The organism is Shewanella youngdeokensis (genome assembly GCF_033180165.1).
In the GTDB taxonomy this organism is placed as follows: Bacteria; Pseudomonadota; Gammaproteobacteria; order Enterobacterales; family Shewanellaceae; genus Shewanella; species Shewanella youngdeokensis.
In genome coordinates, this window is the sequence record NZ_CP136522.1 from 4,105,094 (window position 1) to 4,120,090 (window position 14,997).

A 14,997-nucleotide genomic window follows, 5' to 3' on the forward strand; every position below is an offset into this window, starting at 1 on the left:
GTTTAAATAAGCAATAACAGCACCTTATATAAATTACAATTGCATTTACCTGTTATGCACTCGCCGTAATTCATCACCTTGTGAACATTGTCATTGAATCACTAAAGGTAAGGAAATATGCGCTTACTGCCATATCAGTTCGTTTTAAATAAAAATGAAGAAGCCGATTTTCAACACGGACTTAATGAACGCTCTCGATTAAATGCCGAGTTGATCAGTTATCTTGTCATCGCAGTGCTACTTGTTTTTATTGTATCGTCCAACTACCTTACCGATAATAGCTTTATCGATAACCTCTTTCGTGGAGGCTTTATTCTACTCACTTTACCGATGATTTTTACATCTAGAAGTGCACCCGCAAAGTATCTCGACAAAATATGGTGCTGCTTTGCTTCAGTGCTCATGCTACTTATCGGCTTTTTCTTTTACAATTATGCCATCACACACAATGAGCTAAACGAGGGTGGTCCGATACTGGCCGTCATCTCAATCGCCTCAATCCCTATGTTACATTTAGCGCAAAAGCTACTTATTTGGATGATATTGTTCATCGCGCTAGTTTCAATACAACTTACGACCATGGTGGATATTACTTGGAGTTTAAACTTCTACTTATTTACGGTCGTCATGATGTCTGCCATGCAATACCAACTCGACATTATTCATCGAAAACAATACCAATATGAACTGGTTCAAACTCAAAAAGCACGCACAGATAAACTAACGGGGATCAATAATCGCTATAGTTTTGATAAAGAGTTCGCGTCAGTGCTTAGCTCGCTTACAACCGGGCAGTACCTGTCTTTAGCCATGATCGACATCGATTATTTTAAAAAATACAATGATATCTACGGCCATCTTGCAGGTGATCGCACCTTAATTGCGTTTGCCGAACTGCTGTCCGATTTGTCGGCCAAACTGGTGGTACGCTTTGGAGGCGAAGAGTTCATTTTGGTTAGTGTGTTTAACGAAGATAACCCGCATTGGCTTGAAGATTTACCGCAAAAGTTAAAACAATTAAATATAGAGCACAGCGGTTCAGACGTTGGCTATGTTACTGCCTCAGTTGGTATTGCAACAGTCAGTGCGGCGCAGCGCCATACTGTTGGTAAAACCATGCTACTCACCGAGGCCGATCGCCTGTTATATAAAGCCAAGCATGCGGGGCGCAATCAAGTGTTAAATCAAAAAATTTGATTTGTATGTAGCGCCTACCAACAAGCTAACCACAGCCTTTAATCCCATAACCAGACTAATAACACCCTGTTATATTTTGGTGCTCAATAGCCTCTTAAAAGTACAGAGGCGTATTGCTCAGTCGCTTTCGCTATAAAGTTAACCCTCTTGAGATTACTTATGCCCCCACGGAACAGGCGGCAACGTAACCGGTTTAGTCAGGTCGAAATCAACTCTAAAGTCACGCTCATCGCGTGTTAAACGATAAGTAAATTCAGTCTGGTTGATGTACATATGCCAAACATTGGTGATCGACACATCAAGACCATTGTCTCTAAAGTTATTTATTGAGTAGGCATCAACTGGAAATAACTGCTGCTCAGCGGTGCCCATATTGGCTGTCATGCCGCCGTACATAGTGACTTTGTCTTTACTGCCATCTTGGTGGCGGTGGTCGTGTGCAAGGTGTAACCCATACGGGGTTTTGGTGATCACCCACGTGCGAGAATGGTCATCCCCGACGTGAAACGGCACTTTAAGCTCAGTGTCGCTACATTCGCGCACATGCATGATAAGCGCCTTACCGCTAAAAGCAGAATCAGCGGTATTACCTGCGGTTACAGTACCTTCAAACGCTTTGCCACATTGGGCTGCGATACGGTCAAAAAATGCATTTTGCTCGGCGGTTACGGCCATTGCTGGCAACGAAACAAGAGCAGTAACTAAAAGTGCTGCCTGTGAGTATAGTGTTTTCATGATGTTCTCCAATGACGATAAAAAGCAGCCTACCATGAATTGATAAATTCAAACTGAAAAGTTAACCAACTAAAAAGCTTGAATTAATTAAATTTACGCATAAAAAAAGAGGCTACCTAAGATAGCCTCTTTTTTTGTCACCATTGCCGTTATCGTTGATGTTTAGGCGTAGTGCCCCAAGCATTTTTCTTAACGGTGCGTTTAGCCGCTGGCTTACCCCGCGATTGGGCTGGTTTGGACTTTGTTACCGCTTTGCCCTTACCGCTTTTGTTATCGCTGCGCTTACGCTGGTCAAACTGCTCCGCAGAAAAACGTGTTACCGCTTTTTTGCTTGTACCATCATCTTTAGTATTAAGCTTCTTTTTACTGCGCAGGGCTTCACGCTCTTGGCGCGTTTCTGCTGGTACTAAACAAGAAGGGCTATTACCAATTAGTTTTTCTTTACCCATAGCGATGAGCGCTTCGCGGATTAGCGGCCAACCCACGGGATCGTGGTAACGCAATAACGCTTTGTGCAATTTACGCTGACGACCTTTTTTAGGGACAGTCACTTCTTCACTGGTATGTTTAACATTTTTCAGCGAGTTCAGCTCTGTGTGGTAAATAGTGGTCGCGTTAGCCATCGGTGACGGATAAAAGTTTTGTACTTGGTCAAGTTTAAACTTCTCGCCTTTAAGCCACATAGCTAGGTTCACCATGTCTTCGTTGGTGGTACCTGGATGCGCCGAAATAAAGTACGGGATCAAATATTGCTTTTTGCCGGCTTCTTTTGAGTATTTATCAAATAGCGTTTTAAATTTGTCGTATGAGCCCATGCCAGGCTTCATCATTTTGTTAAGCGGGCCTTCTTCGGTATGCTCAGGCGCAATTTTTAGGTAACCACCAACATGGTGGGTCGCTAACTCTTTAACGTAACGTGGATCTTCAGTTGCAAGGTCATAACGCACGCCTGAGGCGATTAATACTTTTTTAATGCCCGGTACATCACGCGCCGCACGATACAAGTCTATTGTAGCTTGATGGTCGGTATCTAAATGCCCACATATAGACGGAAATACACAGGATAAACGACGACACGTGCTTTCTGCTTTAACGCTAGTACAGCCCAAGCGGTACATGTTTGCAGTCGGGCCACCCAAGTCAGAAATAACACCTGTAAAGCCCGGTACTTTGTCTTGGATATCTTTAATCTCTTTCACAATGGAGTCTTGTGAACGGCTTTGAATAATTCGCCCTTCATGCTCGGTAATCGAGCAAAAAGAACAGCCGCCAAAGCAACCACGCATAATATTGATTGATGTCTTAATCATGTCGTAGGCTGGAATTTTTTCGTTACCATATGACGGATGCGGAATGCGTTTATAGGCTAAATCAAACACGCCATCCATTTCATCGGTATTGAGCGGCCATGCCGGTGGGTTTACCCAAATGGCACGCTCAGCATGTTTTTGAAACAATGCGCGCGCACACCCTGGATTTTGCTCTTGATGCAAAATACGTGAAGCGTGGGCATACAAAAATTTATCTTGCGATACCTTTTCATAGCTCGGTAGCAATACGTAGGTTTTTTCCCAAGGTTTAGGTCTGGCTGGCTGCACGCTAATAGCTTTAGGCGCGTCGTTATCAAAAATCTTTTCGTCCGTTGGGCCCGATAAGTTTTTACAACCGACATCATCAGCGCCATATGGGTTAGGAATAGGATCGATTTTATGTAGCTGATCCAGCTTGCGTGAATCCATGCCTTTCCAACCGTAAAGTGGATCTTTACGGATCACCGCGGTACCACGAATATCGTGTAACTCACTCATCGGCTCGCCACGGGCTAAACGGTGAGACAGTTCGACTAAGGGACGCTCGGCATTACCATACACAAGGATGTCGGCTTTTGCGTCTAATATAACGCTACGGCGCACTTTGTCTGACCAATAATCGTAATGCGCGATTCGGCGCAGACTGGCCTCAATTCCACCAATAACAACGGGAACTTGTTTGAAAGCTTCTTTACAACGTTGGGTATAAACCGTTACCGCGCGATCAGGCCTTTTACCACCAACATTACCCGCGGTATAGGCGTCATCGTGACGCATACGTCGCTCAGCGGTATAGCGGTTAATCATTGAGTCCATGTTGCCGGCAGTAACGCCGAAATAGAGGTTAGGCTTACCTAACTTCATAAAATCATTTTTGTTAGACCAGTCTGGCTGCGAGATAATTCCAACGCGAAAACCTTGCGCTTCAAGCATGCGGCCAATCACCGCCATGCCAAAGCTTGGGTGATCCACATACGCATCACCTGTTACGACAATAATATCGCAACTATCCCAGCCTAGCTTATCCATCTCTTTACGAGACATAGGTAAAAAAGGCGCTGGGCGGGTAAGCTCAGGGCGATACTTGGTATGAGTAAATAATGTGGATTCTACTTGCATGAATTAGATAGCCTAACTGAGATACAAAAATTACGCGGATTATGCGCCCCGACAGAACTCACAACGGGGAGGCGGAGTATAACAGGCTCCGCGCCGTAGGTGTGACTAAAAAAGCATCAAAAAGATGCTTTTTTTAGTATAGCCTAAATGACCTTAAATTGGCTGTGGCTATTGGTAGCAGGGGATTATCACCGATAAACCATCAAACAAAAACCGGGTTCCCACTATGATTTGAGCTACAGGCTACTGATAAAATTAACCATGTTAATTACCACTAGACTTATAATTACTGCCCAAGTTAAAAGTACACCCCACATACGACCAAAGTGCACCCCACCACGAGCCTTGGTTAAACCTATGGCATGCAGTAAGCGTGACACGACCCAAACGATACCGACAATATGCAATACCATAGCACTGGTACCATTAATCTCGGCAACCACAAATAGCAACATAGCTATTGGTGCATTTTCCAGTAAGTTTTCATGGACTCGACAAGCAAGGCTAATATCCCCATTACCAGCAGAGCCAATGCCAATTTTGTGTAATCTTCTCCGCTTTATCACACGAATGGCTAGAGCGATAATAAGCAGTGCAGTTAAGCTAATGTATAAACCCGAAATTGCGAGAGACATAAAACATCCTATTTATAATTGTTATCCAGTTCACAGCGTTACAATTTACGCACATAAAGTAAATAAACCGCAACTTTATTTGAGCAAATCAGGTAAGATGCGCTCGTCAATCCTTTGCCAATAAACAGTGGCGCGTTGCAGGCGTAATTTGCCAGTGTTTATTATAAATTTAAACGTCTTACAGGCCCATTTTTAATAGCGAAAAGCCATAGTGAACAATCAAGAGTTTCTAGAAAAGCGCCGTTTCATCATCAGACTGGGTAAAGCACTTCATAAATTTGGTACCCCAGCCTATCGGCTTGAAGCCCACCTACAGGCTGTGTCAAAAATGCTCGGCATTGAAGGTTATTTTTTGGTGTCGCCCACCGCGCTAACGTTTGTACTGCAACATGACGAAGACCAAGAGTACAACCATGTTGCCCGCGTTAACCCTGGCGAGCTTGATTTAGGTTCACTGGCCCGTACCGATGAACTCGTGGAAGAACTCATATCGGGCAAAAGAACGCTCTGCGAATCCTTAGAACGCTTAGAAGAGATCGCGAACAAGCCCAACCCTTACTCAACATTACTCACCTTGCTGGCATTTGGTGTTTCAGCAGGTGCATTTGCCATGTTAATGGGCACCAGTTGGCACGATGTGTTTTGGTCTGGCACGCTGGGCTTAATGGTCTATGGCCTAGTTTACCGGGCTGAACGCTCAAAACGCATGGCCGAAATGCTCGAACCCTTAGCCGCTATTTTATGTGCTATCGCCGCCTGCGGCATTGCCAAGTTCGACCCCAATATCAATATTCCAGCGGTGATCTTGTCTGGGATTATTATTTTTGTTCCCGGACTCGCGTTAACCTTGGGGTTGGCCGAGCTGGCAGCACGTGACTTAATATCGGGCACCGCTCGCATCATGGATGCCTGTATGTCGCTGTTCAAACTCTATTTTGGGGTTATTTTCGGTATGGTTATCGGTAACGCGCTGTTTGGTGAAACAACTTATGTTGCGCCAGCCGCGCTACCTCAGTGGGCGATTTGGTCGGCGGTGCCAACACTATCAATTGCACTCGTTATCATCTTTAAAGCTCGACTAAAGGATTCACCTTGGGGGATCATGGCTGGGATTGTCGCCTTTTTCTCATCGATGTTAGGCGGATTATATCTTGGGGAGTCCATCGGCATCTTTTTTGGCGCTTTCGCTGTGGGTATCTATTCCAATTTGTTTGCTCGCTGGATGAAAGCCCCAGCTTCCATTGCGTTGTTGCAAGGGATTGTCATTTTGGTGCCTGGCAGTAAAACCTATATTGGCCTCAACACGCTTATTTTAGGTGAAACGATATTTAACCAATCGCAGATCGGCACCCAAATTTTTATTATTTTTATGTCACTTGTTGCAGGCCTTATCTTCGCAAACGTTGCTGTTCCGCCACGTCGCTCACTGTAATATTACCGCGTTACAACCCCACAAAGGCGATCGTCTAAGCACGATCGCCTTTTCACTGCTATATTTTGTACTCATCAAGCAAAATCATTACCTTACGCTTGGCTAACTTAGCGCTTACGCACACGACATAGTGGCTCTCGGTTGGTGTATTTCGTTGTCGAAAAGGACTTACTTTGCCAATGACTCGATTGAACCGCGTTTCAATAATACTGCTAACTTGCGCACTCTCTAGTGCAGCTTGCGCCGAAACGTTACCCCAAAGCCAGTTGAACCCAGCGCCCCTAAATAACGACACCAAAAGAAAGGTAAAAAGTATCGTCATTAAGAGTAACGATATTTTTGATTTGTCCGATCCTGAAACCTTTTTTATCCACCGTTGGGCCAACTACTTACATATCAATACCCGTGATGCCGTGATTAGAGAGCAACTCAGCTTTGAAAAAAATGACCATGTTAGCCAAAAAGATCTCGACGAGCTGCAACGTATACTCCGTGCAGAGCCTTACATTCGCGATGCCAGCATCACCTTTTCTCAGCCAGCGCCAGATGCAGATGTAGCCATTGAGGACAGCGAAATAATACTGGTGGAAACCTGGGATAACTGGTCACTATTACCAATGATAAGTGTGGGTCATAGCGGCGGTGAGAGTAAGTTTTCTGTCGGTATCAAAGAGGACAACTTATTCGGTACCGGTATTAAAACCCGCGTAAAATACCAATCTAACGCTGACCGAACGGGCTACCAATTTGGTGTTAAAGCCCCGATAAAGCTCATCAAGCATGCCACTGTTGAGGCTTATTTTTACGATAATAGCGACGGCCAAGCAACTCACCTGCACTTCGAAAAACCGTTTTACACACTCAAGACTGACAATATGTATTCGGCCAAATATTTAGACGACATGCGTGTTGATACCTTAAAACAAAACGGCGTAGACATTAACGAATTTGAACATGCCGTCACTTATAATACTGCCCGTTATGGTTGGCTACTAAATCATAACGACCAGCAACTATCTCGAATTATTGTTGGCCTAACGCAAGACAAGCATCAATTTGAAAATATTGAACTGTACCCCGAGTCTGCATTGCCAAAAAATCGTGATTTTCTTTACCCTTGGATAGCCTACCAATACCTCCAAGACGACTATCAAGTTCTCAAAAATGTACACTTAATTAACTACAACGAAGACTTTAATTTAGGTTGGCAGCATTACATTAAACTCGGCTTCGAAACTCGAGATTTACGTGACGGCGACACTCTGGGCTACCATATTGACTGGCAATCTCGACGCGGGCTCAAAACGAACAACCAGTTGTTATTACTTGAAATAGATGGCGATGGTGTATTTGCCACCCGCCAAAAAGACCGCTATAAGGTCAACTTTGCTGCAGAATACTTTTACCATATCAGTCCTAAATGGACCGCTTACTCAAAGTTAAGGTTAGCGAGTTCAAACAATAATTACCTGGACCAACCGCTAGCACTTGGTGATGATACCGGTGTGCGCGGTTACCCAAATAGTTATCAGTATGGCGACAAGCAATGGAGCTTTACTGCCGAATCGCGTCACTACCCCAACATTAATTTGTATCAATTAGCTGAACTGGGCTGGGCTGTTTTTGCCGATGTAGGACAGGCAACAGGTGGCAACAATAGCAACAACGAAGAGTCAGGTGTGATAGGTAGCGTTGGTGTGGGCGCAAGGATTTACTCCTCAAAATCCAGTTATGGTAACGTGGCACATATTGACTTAAGTGTGCCATTCACCACCGGCGCTGAGGTCAACAGCTGGGAATGGCGCTTTTTAGTAAAAAAACACTTCTAATAGTTATTTGCTAAAGACACACTATAAATATCGGCGTCATTAATCCCAAGCATACTCACAACTATCGAGTCGTTATTAGCCTTAGCTAAGGCTCGCTGCCCTCGAATGCTCCTTGCTGGCAAGCTAAACAGTACTCGCTGTAGCTCTCCCTCTTTAAGCTCAACAACTTGATCAAGAGCATCTGAACGACTTAAAAAATATAACGCCCCATTTTGATAGAAAAAACTCCCCCAATCACTACGAGATAATTTTGCCGTCACCAGCCTGTCGGAACTGCCGTCACTGGAAAGGTAAAAGATTCCAGCTTGGTGATCACGGCTGTAATACAAGCCTCCGTGGTCATCTTCTACGCCATATTTGGCACCATTACCGACAACAAACTCTGACTCTTGAGAGCTTAAGTGGTAGGCATAAAGGCCCCAGTGTCCATCTTGGTTTAATGAATAAAATACTTTACTGCCGTCAGCAGAAAAAGATGGATTGCGAACATCACCCGCTATGGTGTTGACTTTAGTAGGTAACCCTCCACTGACCGAACCGAGGTACAAGCCAAACTGATGTTCGCCTTTCACTTTTATCGGTATAGCATATTGATCATTGACCGGTGAGCTTGCCGGCACCCCCACTACGCCTTGCAACTGTGTTAATCGTTTACTACCGGTTTCTTGATTAACCCATAACTCCCAACTACCACTGCGATTAGATAAAAATAAGACTTCATTCGACGCTGCCAGAAACTGTCCAAACATATCACGAGAAGAAGACGCTAACTGTTGCTTAACCCTGCCATCGGTAAAAGATCGCACGGTAATATGCTCCTGGGACAAATGCCGGGAGTAATACAACATGTTGCTCTTCTCGTTTATGCCCAAACTGCTGATGGTGTCGTCTTGATGGAAGCTGGTAATACTTTGTGTGGCAAAGTTATATTTTTCGATAACAAACGCCCCATCACGCAAAGCATTAAAATAAAGGTTACCATTTTTATGCTCCCACTCGAGTCCAATCACCATCGTCTCATCGCTAACCAGCTTCACAACTTCATCAGTCACATTTGAGCGAATAATAATGCTGGCCTCCATTTCTGCAGACCGCACGATAGCGAGCTCTTCGCTATTAGCCGACCAACTCATTAATAGGTCTTCTTCACCCGCTGCTGGCCAAGAAAGCTGGTTAATTTCAAAGGAGTCAAAATGGTAGGTAAAAACAGCAATACTATCGCCAACTGCCTTTGCGTATGCCAGCCACTTACCATCAGGCGACCAATCAAGGCTTTGCAGATACCCCCTGCTCGTACAGCCAGTATCGATGAGCCGATCTTGATTGGTAATCAGCTCTCTGACATGTAACTCGCACCGCCCATTAGCCCCGAAACGGTAATAGGCAAGTGACTGTCCATCAGGCGACCAAGTAGGCGAAGTTTCTTTATCATCACTCATCGACACCTGCCTTAAAGGTGCTTGTAGATCGACTAAATCTTTAATATAAATCTGCGCTTTTTTACGTTCACGTCGCCATTGGAATGCCATAAAATGGCCGTCAGGAGAGATAGCAGCTTGCTCTTCTACACCTTCAAAATTGGTAATTCGGTTAGCATGAAAATGTTCCTTAACCAGTACTACCGGGTTATAAATGACGTTTACGGCATAACCAATTAGGCCAAAGATAACGATACTAACCAATGCGAACACCTTACCGATAGGCAGTGAATATTGCTTGGCAGCAGTATTGATTATCGTCTCGCGTGGTTCATTGAGCACAATGGGAGTAAAAAGCAGTTGGTAGCCAATTTTTGTTATCGTTTTAAAATAATGCTCTGGCTCTTCTCCAAGTGAACTAATGGTTTTTCTAAGTTGCCATATTGCATTGCCCGTACCGCGTTTACCCACCTCCACATTACCCTGCCACACTTGTTCAATCGCAATCTCTTTTGTGACCGTTTCACCGGCATGTAGCAGTAACAATTTTAAAAATTCGAATACTTTAGCGGGTAAAGTTTCAACTAACTCTCCCTTACTTATTGTCATGTCATGACAATTTACGACACATTGGCCAATTTGATATTTTTGATGCGGTAATGAAATCATATTGGCTATCGATACTCCCTAAGTCTTCTGTATGTATGGCACTTTTCTTGGTTAGGTAACACTCCAGATTAACCACTTTGCAACATACATCCTATCGAGGCCAGCAAACCAATCCAAGCCTTAGTCCATATCTATCAAAAATAAAAGCGACGTTGATCACACATTAAAAAGTACAGCTTGCATCACCCCAATATATTAACCCTTTAAATCAGCAACTTACAGCTAAACCCATTATAAGTAGTTATTATGTATCAATTTGTTCCAGCTTTAAAACCAAAAAAGAGCACATGATGTGCTCTTTTGGGTTAGCGAAGGTAGCCCTTCGCCATTGTTACTAAATGTTAACAGCGTGATTTACGACGCAGACCAAGCAAGATAAGCAAGCTAAGTAGTCCACCACCTAAGCTGCCACCACTATCGCTAGTGTCAGAGCCTGGCTCAGCCACTGCGGTAGACCCATTAACAGTCATCACAAAGCTAGAACCGACTTTATTTACAGTATCGTCAACCATCACAGTCACCGTATATTCACCAGCTGTGGTTGCTGTACCAGTGATCATACCGGTAACGCTATCGATACTCATACCAGTTGGTAACCCAGTTGCAGTGTAAGTGAGCGCGTCACCTTCTACATCGGTAAAGTACATTGAAGCATTTAGCTCGGCTGTCTCAGTATCACTCACGGTCAAAGCAGGTATTTCAGCCACAACTTCTGGCGCAACATCATTGACGTTGTTAATAATGATGTTAACCGTACCCGCTTCTGTGTATGAGTTACCTTGGTAACCAATGACCTCTAGTTCATAACTAGTGTTGCCTGCATCGTAATCAAGCGCTTCAGGGTTGTTCACAATGATATCGCCAGAATATGTCACGATAAAGGGATCACCAGGCAATGCGTTGAGCAGTTTCAATTGGTAATCATAGTCAGATTCACCAAAGTTACCTATTGCAAAGAAGTTGTCGGAATCCATCTCAACGGTAGCCACAACAGAGCCTGCGGCCGCATCTTCGTCAACATAATGCACCTGACCATCGCTAGCGCGAGGAATAAAACCACCTTCTCCTTGCCCCATTGCCGATACCATTCCCCAGTTATCTTCAAGGCTGATTAGCATCATACCGTCATTAGAACAGCCACCTGAGCCAAATGAAAAGTTACATTCGTTAGCCATACCCAGTTCAGCTGTTTCACCAGCAGCCAGTGTTACCATTGGGCTGTAATCTTTAGCTTCACCTTCAGCAACTAACCTCGAAATTAAAGGTAAACCGCCACCGTTAACCTCGACCTCCCCCATCTCTCCAGTAAACCAATCAAAATAGGTCTCAACTGCCACACTGCCATATTTAACGGGGTTAAACTGAATCATTGGCCCACCTAAATCAGCTACGGCGTCGCGGTCAGTCGCAAACACCCAACCATGGTTTTGGTCCAAGTCTTCAATACTATCCATGCTATCGCTGTGGTAGATCTCTTCTAAACAGTATTGCGATACAAAGTTTTGCCCATGACCCGTTATATAAGTCGGTAATTTTGACTTAGTGTAACGTTTGAGAGGCTCGGCATAGTCATATTCTTGAGTGAAATCGATGTACCATGATACTGGTTGGCCGTTTTCATCCGGCTCAACAAAGCCGCTTGTAACCATCTGCGTCGCTTCATCCCACGCATCTGGCTCGTAGTCTAAAGACACGTCGTAACCATTTTCAACAACAAAATCAGCTTGATAAACGTTCCACCACATCAATGCGGCACCGCCTCGGTCAAAGTGGTTTGCCATGCCTGCATCATTAGGTTCAAAGAAACGCCCAGCAATAACCAATTTTTTACCCGTTGTACACATGGCCTCGTCATAAACGCCGCCACCGACTGCATTGATCATATTACCTTTCGTGTTTTCTTTGCCTGCAGGAATGCTGTCTCTATGGTGCATTACTGGAAACACGCCAAACGTAGTTTCAGTGCTACTCGTATTAGTAAACTGCTGCACATAAGCGCCGCCAGTTTCACTAAACATATTGCTTAACTCTGAACCGTATTGCTCTTCGAAGGTGTTGAAATCACGCGATATCGTCGTTGCTGCTCTAGGCTTAACAATCCAGCTCATATTCACAGTTGGCTTTTCTTCAGCTGTTAATTGTAGCTGGCCAAACAGTTCAATTTCAGCCCAGTTTTCAACCGTGAAATCCGCTGCCGTTTTAATCGGCCAGTTTTCAAGCTTACTAAAGTCAACCTCTAAAACAACCGGAAACTCAACAATCTGACCAGCAGGAACGCTGACACTAGCCGGTACATCCCACAACAATGCCATCTCTGCTGCTTTACCGTCAGACTGCATCGCCAATTGGTAGGTCACAGTCTCGTCTGATAAGTTCTTTAGCTGCACCTCTTTAACAAAGCGCTGAACACCTGAATCTTCTTTAAAGCCAAAATTCAGGTTAGGTTGGTAGGTGCTCTTTTCCCACGCCACGGCTGGTGACGTCAGGGCTGCGTCAAGATCTTCAACACCATTACCAATCAAAGTGAGCTCAGCTTGTTTACTTGTAAGATCCATCACGCTGTTGTTAGCGGTGTTCATCAATAATGCTTTCACTTCAGCCATCGATAATTCTGGACGCTTAGACTTAAGCACCGCCGCAGCCGCAGCAACACGCGCAGCAGCCATTACGGTGTCAGACTCAGTGTCCATTTCATCACCACCGCCAACAACGGCAACATCAATGTTTTCTGCGTAACTAACCATGTCTGGTTTAGTAAATGTTTTAGCGCCACGCACTGGACCATAAGGGGTTCTTTCTGTCACCACCATGTTGTCATTATCATCAACGGTCATACCGCCAACAGTCAGTGCACTTGGTGCCGAACCACGCCAAGTCATATTAAATTTATTATCGTACCAATCGCCGCCGTTACCTGCATTAACCACCACTAAACTGCCTAATGCTGACGCCATTTGTATTGCAAATGCCTCAACAACAGACGACGAAACACCATCATCTGACTCAGCATAAAAAGCATTTCCGCCATAGGCATCAACCACAATAATGTCAGCACGGTCATCGAAGCTGCCATCTTGATTAGGGTCAACAGCGTACTCTAGCGCCATCATAAATGAACTACTCGTTTCAGCGCTAAGGCTATAACCTTCGCCGTACGGATCTGACACATTTGAGGTTTTGTAAGCCGCCAATGTAGCCCCTGGGGCTAAGGCATGCACCACGCTAGCAAGGCGAGTACCATGGCCAGTATTATGGGTTGAGCCATCCCACTCACGAGTAAAATAAACATTTTGATCAATTGGATTTGGATCTAAACCCCACCCAGAATCACTGCTTAAATCCATACCTTCGACTACAACGTCAGTCGGGAACCCTTCAAATTCGTTAAGCGCATTCGCCATTGCCTCAGCATATGACTCATCAGAACCATCACCACCAAGGCCGACATGTGTGTAATCCACGCCACTGCCAATAATGGCAACTTTAACGCCTTCACCGGCAGTAACATCGTCAACCAGTGCTGGAGCTGCCGCAGTAGAAGTAACCGATGCTATCGCATTTTTATTTAACGCCTTCTTCGGAATGGCGACAGTAGACGCGGCCATAACGACCTGTTTAACGCCAGAAATCGCCTTAATCGTGTCAGCATAGCCTGCATCAGCTTGAACACGAATGAAATTACCCAACAACTTGGCACCCGACAGCACTTTAATGTTGCCATCAATAGCCTTGATGTTATCGGTTACTAATTTTTGCGCGGCTTCAACTTGCTTTAAGTTTTTAGCAAAAGCCTGCTTATTGTTAAGTGTTGCCTTCGTTAGCGAACCTACGTCAGATAGGTAGACGTAAAAAGTGGCAGTTTGCTCTTTTTTAACCTGTGCGCTGTATGCAGACATCACATCTGTTGACTGTGCGACAGCAATTGTCGCTGGTGCCATGGCAGCCAGCGCAATGCAAGTTGCCAATTTAGATTTTTTAAATGACATATTTTATCCCTAAGAAGTTGCGACATTAGTTTTTATTGTTTAAGTCGAATCGTTTAAGGCTAACCAAGACAGTGCTGTACATGGCTAACAACTTATTAACTCTTCCTGCTATGTTTTTCTGCTAAATGAACGCAAACAACAAGCTTCAGGGCTTTCATTTTATTTCTTTTCTCTTTCTTTTAATCTTCATTTTCAACATATTCAATGACTTATAAAACAAAGAAATACTAAATTCACAAAGTGATGTGTCGCCATCAGCACAAATTTAAATGACCAACCTCATAAGTCGGGTACACCGCCTAATACGCTCACAACAGAAAAACACCCACAAACCAAGCGCGCCCCCAGCCAGCATGAATTGCAGCCCGATTTTATGTACAAATGGCAACTATCTAACAGATTGAGCGATAACTAATGTTAAGCCTAAAAGACAAAATATTGCGATACAAAACGATACGCACACCTTACGTATCTAATTGTTTAATAAGGAATTGAAAAAGAAATGAAGGATAAGTGAAGTCAAATAGTAGCGAGTAATTTGCTCAACCGGCTTTCAATAGGGTATCAAGTTGACCTAGAACGAAAAATTCCATTGGATTTAATCGTACTTAGCAATGGTCCGAGACCTAGATGTAATACAAGAATAAATAAAACAATGAGGAAGACC

At 44.2% G+C, this 14,997-nt stretch carries 8 protein-coding genes; 3 read left to right on the forward strand and 5 right to left on the reverse strand.

Going from position 1 to position 14,997, the window contains the following annotated elements:
* Window positions 1-117: 117 nt before the first annotated feature.
* Window positions 118-1,197: a GGDEF domain-containing protein gene (locus RGE70_RS17500; RefSeq protein WP_310472704.1), complete on the forward strand. Its 1,080-nt coding sequence runs from the start codon at window positions 118-120 to the stop codon at window positions 1,195-1,197.
* Window positions 1,198-1,350: 153 nt separating this feature from the next.
* On the opposite strand, the gene RGE70_RS17505 is transcribed toward RGE70_RS17500, so the two are convergent.
* The 3 genes from RGE70_RS17505 to RGE70_RS17515 form a co-directional block, all read right to left on the reverse strand.
* Entirely contained in the window at window positions 1,351-1,932 is a 582-nt protein-coding gene (locus RGE70_RS17505) for a hypothetical protein (RefSeq protein WP_310472705.1), read from the reverse strand.
* Window positions 1,933-2,081: 149 nt separating this feature from the next.
* On the reverse strand, window positions 2,082-4,361 hold the full coding sequence (locus tag RGE70_RS17510) for a YgiQ family radical SAM protein (protein ID WP_310472706.1): 2,280 nt from the start codon (window positions 4,359-4,361) through the stop codon (window positions 2,082-2,084).
* 236 nt (window positions 4,362-4,597) lie between these two features.
* Window positions 4,598-4,996, reverse strand: coding sequence for an MAPEG family protein (locus tag RGE70_RS17515; protein ID WP_310472707.1), 399 nt, complete (start codon window positions 4,994-4,996; stop codon window positions 4,598-4,600).
* Window positions 4,997-5,207: 211 nt separating this feature from the next.
* Between RGE70_RS17515 and RGE70_RS17520 the strand changes: the two genes are divergently transcribed.
* On the forward strand, window positions 5,208-6,428 hold the full coding sequence (locus RGE70_RS17520) for a threonine/serine exporter family protein (RefSeq protein WP_310472708.1): 1,221 nt from the start codon (window positions 5,208-5,210) through the stop codon (window positions 6,426-6,428).
* 179 nt (window positions 6,429-6,607) lie between these two features.
* Window positions 6,608-8,257 carry a BamA/TamA family outer membrane protein gene (locus tag RGE70_RS17525; protein ID WP_310472709.1) on the forward strand — a complete coding sequence of 550 codons (1,650 nt, stop codon included), beginning with the start codon at window positions 6,608-6,610 and terminating at the stop codon, window positions 8,255-8,257.
* Here the strand turns inward: RGE70_RS17525 and RGE70_RS17530 are convergent.
* Window positions 8,254-10,284: a winged helix-turn-helix domain-containing protein gene (locus RGE70_RS17530; RefSeq protein WP_310472710.1), complete on the reverse strand. Its 2,031-nt coding sequence runs from the start codon at window positions 10,282-10,284 to the stop codon at window positions 8,254-8,256. The genes RGE70_RS17525 and RGE70_RS17530 overlap by 4 nt on opposite strands.
* Window positions 10,285-10,685: 401 nt before the next feature.
* On the reverse strand, window positions 10,686-14,330 hold the full coding sequence (locus RGE70_RS17535) for a S8 family serine peptidase (protein ID WP_310472711.1): 3,645 nt from the start codon (window positions 14,328-14,330) through the stop codon (window positions 10,686-10,688).
* Window positions 14,331-14,997: the final 667 nt, after the last annotated feature.